This is a genomic window from Thiolapillus sp., assembly GCF_048562965.1.
GTDB classification, from domain to species: domain Bacteria; phylum Pseudomonadota; class Gammaproteobacteria; order Chromatiales; family Chromatiaceae; genus Thiolapillus; species Thiolapillus brandeum_A.
In genome coordinates this window covers 1-4,672 of the sequence record NZ_JBHNMF010000262.1, presented here as the reverse complement: position 1 = coordinate 4,672, position 4,672 = coordinate 1, and the positions used below count along the sequence as shown (strand labels likewise).

3 protein-coding genes and 2 pseudogenes are annotated in these 4,672 nt (G+C 58.4%); 2 read left to right on the top strand and 3 right to left on the bottom strand.

Translation table 11 applies throughout. From position 1 onward, the window contains the following. The first annotated feature begins 65 nt into the window (after positions 1-65). On the top strand, positions 66-188 hold the full coding sequence (locus ACOCD2_RS12820) for a hypothetical protein (RefSeq protein WP_293648116.1): 123 nt from the start codon (positions 66-68) through the stop codon (positions 186-188). 163 nt (positions 189-351) lie between these two features. Here the strand turns inward: ACOCD2_RS12820 and clpB are convergent. Further along, positions 352-2,934, bottom strand: a pseudogene (gene clpB / locus ACOCD2_RS12815) (ATP-dependent chaperone ClpB). A 145-nt stretch (positions 2,935-3,079) separates the two neighbouring features. Here clpB and ACOCD2_RS12810 point away from each other — a divergent pair. Next, positions 3,080-3,388 (top strand): hypothetical protein, encoded by a 309-nt coding sequence (locus ACOCD2_RS12810; protein WP_293648113.1) that lies wholly within the window; start codon positions 3,080-3,082, stop codon positions 3,386-3,388. Positions 3,389-3,466: 78 nt separating this feature from the next. Here ACOCD2_RS12810 and ACOCD2_RS12805 read toward each other — a convergent pair whose 3' ends face one another. Together ACOCD2_RS12805 and def are read right to left on the bottom strand one after the other, a co-directional pair. Next, complete coding sequence (locus ACOCD2_RS12805; RefSeq protein ID WP_293648110.1) at positions 3,467-4,132, bottom strand: nitroreductase; 666 nt, start codon at positions 4,130-4,132, stop codon at positions 3,467-3,469. Continuing rightward, positions 4,132-4,550: pseudogene (def, locus tag ACOCD2_RS12800) on the bottom strand (peptide deformylase); the annotation flags it as partial. The gene ACOCD2_RS12805 and the pseudogene def, both read right to left, overlap by 1 nt. Between the last annotated feature and the right edge of the window lie 122 nt (positions 4,551-4,672).

Below are 4,672 nucleotides of genomic sequence, written 5' to 3'. Positions count from 1 at the left end.
TATAGGTCTTTGTCTCTCATAGGGGATTACGATAATCTACCCACTCCATTTGGGGAAGAGCCACTTTGTTTTCCCTCTGGCGCAAGGCACGCCGGGAAAACAGTGCGGCCTCGCGGCTACTGGGGTCTACCAGCCTTCGCTTCGCTCTCCATGGCTGGCAGCGGCAGTTTGCCGGTATCTATACCTGAGCGAAGCAGCATGATGCTGCGTTTGCGCTCTTGAGCTACGCCAATGGTGCGGTTCCTTCGTCACCGCACCCTACGATCAGGAACCGACGGGGCGGCAGTGAACCAGTAAAAAAAGGCATGGTCGGTCACGGCCATGCCCTTTTTATTGCTTTGGTCTATGGAATCAGCCGTGGGTAAACATCAGTTCGCCACCGGCGGCTTCCACCTTGATGGTATCGCCCGGGCTGAATTCCCCGGCCAGAATCTTCTGTGCCAGGGGATTCTCCAACTGGTGCTGTATAGCCCGTTTGAGCGGCCTTGCTCCATAGACCGGGTCGGAGCCTGCCTCGCCCAGCAGATCCAGCGCTTCGGTGCTGATATCCAGAGTCAGTTCGCGCTCTTCCAGCCGCTGACGCAGATGCTCGATCTGGATACCGGCGATCTTGCGGATCTGTTCACGGCCCAGGGGATGGAATACCACAGTCTCGTCCACCCGGTTGATGAACTCGGGGCGGAAATGCTGACCCACGACTTCCATCACCGCAGTCTTCATGGCCTCGTAATCGTTGGTATGAGCCATCTCCTGTATCAGGTGAGAACCCAGGTTGGAGGTCATGACGATAACCGTATTGCGGAAATCCACAGTGCGTCCCTGACCATCCGTGAGGCGGCCATCGTCCAGCACCTACAGCAGCACGTTGAACACGTCCGGGTGGGCCTTCTCCACTTCATCCATGAGGAGGACAGAGTAAGGCTTGCGCCGCACCAGCTCGGTGAGATAGCCGCCCTCTTCGTAACCCACATAGCCCGGGGGTGCGCCGATGAGCCGCGCCACGGAATGCTTTTCCATGAACTCGGACATGTCGATGCGCACCATGGCGTCCTCGGTGTCGAAAAGGAATTCCGCCAGGGCCTTGCACAGCTCAGTCTTGCCCACCCCGGTGGGGCCGAGGAACAGGAAGGAACCGTTGGGCCGGTTGGGATCAGACAGCCCTGCCCGGGAGCGGCGAATCGCATCAGACACGGCGCGCACGGCCTCGTCCTGGCCCACCACGCGCTTGGTCAGGTTCTCTTCCATCTTGAGCAGCTTCTCGCGCTCCCCTTCGAGCATCTTGCTCACGGGGATGCCGGTCCACTTGGAGACCACTTCGGCGATCTCTTCATCAGTGACATTGTTGCGCAGGAGCTGGAAATCCATGTGCTCGGCCTCGTCCGCCGCCGCGAGCTGCTGCTCCAGCTGGGGAATGATCCCGTACTGGATCTCGGACATGCGCTGCAGATCCCCCGCCCGGCGGGCGGTCTCCAGCTCGATACGGGCGCGCTCCAGTTCTTCCTTGATATGAGTGGTGCCCTGCACGGCCGCCTTTTCCGCTTTCCAGATTTCTTCCAAGTCAGAGAACTTCTTCTCCAGTTCGGCGATCTCGGCTTCCAGGGCTTCGAGACGCTTCTTCGAAGCCTCGTCGGTTTCCTTCTTCAGCGCCTCGCGCTCGATCTTGAGCTGAATGATGCGCCGGTCCAAGGTATCCATATCCTCGGGCATGGAATCGATCTCCATGCGGATGCGTGACGCCGCCTCATCGATGAGGTCGATAGCCTTGTCCGGCAGTTGCCGGTCGGTGATGTAACGGTGCGACAGGGTGGCCGCAGCAACAATGGCCGGGTCGGTAATCTCCACCCCGTGATGCACTTCATAGCGTTCTTTCAGGCCACGCAGGATGGCGATGGTGTCTTCCACCGTCGGCTCTTCCACCAGCACTTTCTGGAAACGGCGCTCCAGCGCAGCATCCTTCTCGATGTACTGACGATACTCGTCCAGGGTGGTGGCGCCCACGCAGTGCAGCTCACCGCGCGCCAGCGCAGGCTTTAGCATATTGCCGGCATCCATGGAACCTTCGGATTTACCCGCACCCACCATGGTGTGAATCTCGTCGATAAACAGAATGATCTGCCCCTCGGCCTTGCCCAGGTCGTTAAGCACGGCCTTGAGGCGTTCCTCGAACTCGCCGCGGAATTTGGCCCCGGCGATGAGGGCTGCCATGTCCAGCGAGAGCAGGCGCTTGTTCTTTAGGCCTTCCGGCACCTCGCCATTGACGATGCGCTGGGCCAGACCTTCCACGATGGCGGTCTTGCCCACGCCCGGCTCGCCGATGAGCACGGGATTGTTCTTGGTACGCCGCTGCAAGACCTGGATGGTGCGACGGATCTCGCTGTCGCGGCCGATGACCGGGTCCAGCTTGCCCTGCTCGGCGCGTTCGGTAAGGTCTATGGTGTATTTTTCCAGAGCCTGGCGCTGATCCTCGGCATTGGGGTCATCTACGGACTGGCCGCCGCGCACGTTCTCGATGGCCTTCTCGATAGCACCCTTGGTTGCGCCTGATTTACGCATGAGATCACCCAGGCTGCCTTTGTCCTCCACCGCGGCCAGCACAAACAGTTCAGAAGATATGTACTGATCACCCCGCTTCTGGGCCAGCTTGTCGGTCTGGTTGAGCAGGCGGTTGAGTTCATTGGATACATGTACATCCGCATCCCCACCGGATACGCTGGGCATATGATCCATGATTTGATCCATGATTTCCCCCAGCCCGGATCGCAACTGGTTGACGTTCACACCCGCCTGAGTGAGAAGATGACGTACGCCACCGCCCTCCTGATCGAGCATGGCGATCATTAGATGCACCGGTTCGATGAACTGGTGATCCTTGCCCAGGGCAAGGCTCTGGGCATCGGCCAGGGCCATCTGAAATTTACTTGTTAGTTTGTCCATCCGCATGTTATTCGGCTCCCAAATTTTCTAGATGGCATTAAAGTGGGGATCAGTTTACAGAATTCAACTCTCAGGATGCATTTTTCCCATTGGTGCTATTATGGAGAAAATGCTTATATTTGAGAATGTTGCAAGGAGGTTTCCCATGACGTATCGCTGCTTCACAATAATGATGATCGTGCTGGGTTTTTCAGGCAGCGCTTCTGCCGCCGAGCCGTCGCTGCAGGCGCTCAAAGAGAAGTGCCAGGCCGCCCGCGAGGCGAAGCTTGGCCCGGAACGGGAAGCCCTGATTCAGACCTGCGTCAAGAAAGAACAGAAGCCCGAAGAGGAATGCCGGCGCTTTTACGCGGACTATGGCGCAGGTGGTCGTACCGCCGGTGGCGCAGGCAGACCGCCGCTCTATTTCGATCTGCCGGAATGCGTCGAGCTCAGTGAAGCGGAACAGAAACGATAGAGAACCACAGCCGTTCCGGTACTGCCCCCCTCGGTCTTGCCGGTTTACCTGCTTCCTCGATGACATGCGGTAAGCGCATCATTCGTACCAGCGGGTGAAAGTATCCACTGCTTCGCGGGCAGTGCGGTACCGGTTGACCGGATGGCTTTCATCCGGGTAGCCCAGCGCCATGCCACACAGCAACAGGTTCTCACCGGAGGTGCCAAGCTTTTCCCGCACTGCATCCGGATAGTCAGCCGTCGATGCCTGGGGGCAGCTTCCCAGTCCGTATTCCCTGGCGGCCAGCATCACCGACTGAATGAACATGCCCATGTCCAGCCATGAACCCTTGCCCATGTGCTTGTCCATGAAGAAAAACAGGCTGACCGGTGCGCCGAAGAAACGGTAGTTGTTGAGGGCGGCTTCCAGCCTCTTTTCCTTGTCATCCCGTCCGATCTCCAGCGCCTTGTAAAGATCCATGCCACACTGAAAACGGCGCTTTTTATACGGGTCTATCCACTTGCCGGGGTAATAGTCGTAGTCCGGGTTGGGCTTGGTGCCCTCAGTGGCCAGCTGCAGAAGTGCTTCGCTCAACTGTCTGAGCATGTCTCCCTGCACCACCGCCACCTGCCAGGGCTGGGTGTTGACTCCGGAGGGCGCCCAGCGGGCCGCTTCCAGCATCTTTTCTATGGTCTCCCTTGCTACGGGCTTGTCCCGATACGCCCGGGTGGAAATCCGGCTTTCGAGGGCTTCGATTACATTCATCAGCGATATACCTTTCTCTTGAATAAATCGGTACGGCGGCTGACCACCCGGTCGATGAACAGGATGCCATCCAGGTGGTCGATTTCATGTTGTACCGCCCGGGCTTCATAACCTTCCATTTCATACTTAATTCATGTTCTTCACCCTGCACATCCTGCTCCTTGAGTTTTATATGAGTGGCGCGAATCACATTGCCGGTGTAGTCCGGCACGGAGAGACAGCCTTCCCTGCCCACTTCGTAGCCGTCCCAGTGAGTGATCTCCGGGTTGATGAGCACCAGGTTGCCATGATTGGGCACAGGCTTGCGGGTGACAGAGCAGTCCACGATGGCGATGCGCTTGAAATGACCGACCTGGGGTGCAGCAATACCGACGGCGCCGGGGCCATGTTGTCTCGTCAGCTCCAGTTGCGCAACAAAACGACCGCTGCCAGCCATGGAGAGCGAAGCGAAGGCTGGTAGTCCCCAGTAGCCGCGAGGCCGCACTGTTTTCCCGGCGTGCCTTGCGCCAGAGGGAAAACAAAGTAGGCCTCCGAACGCGG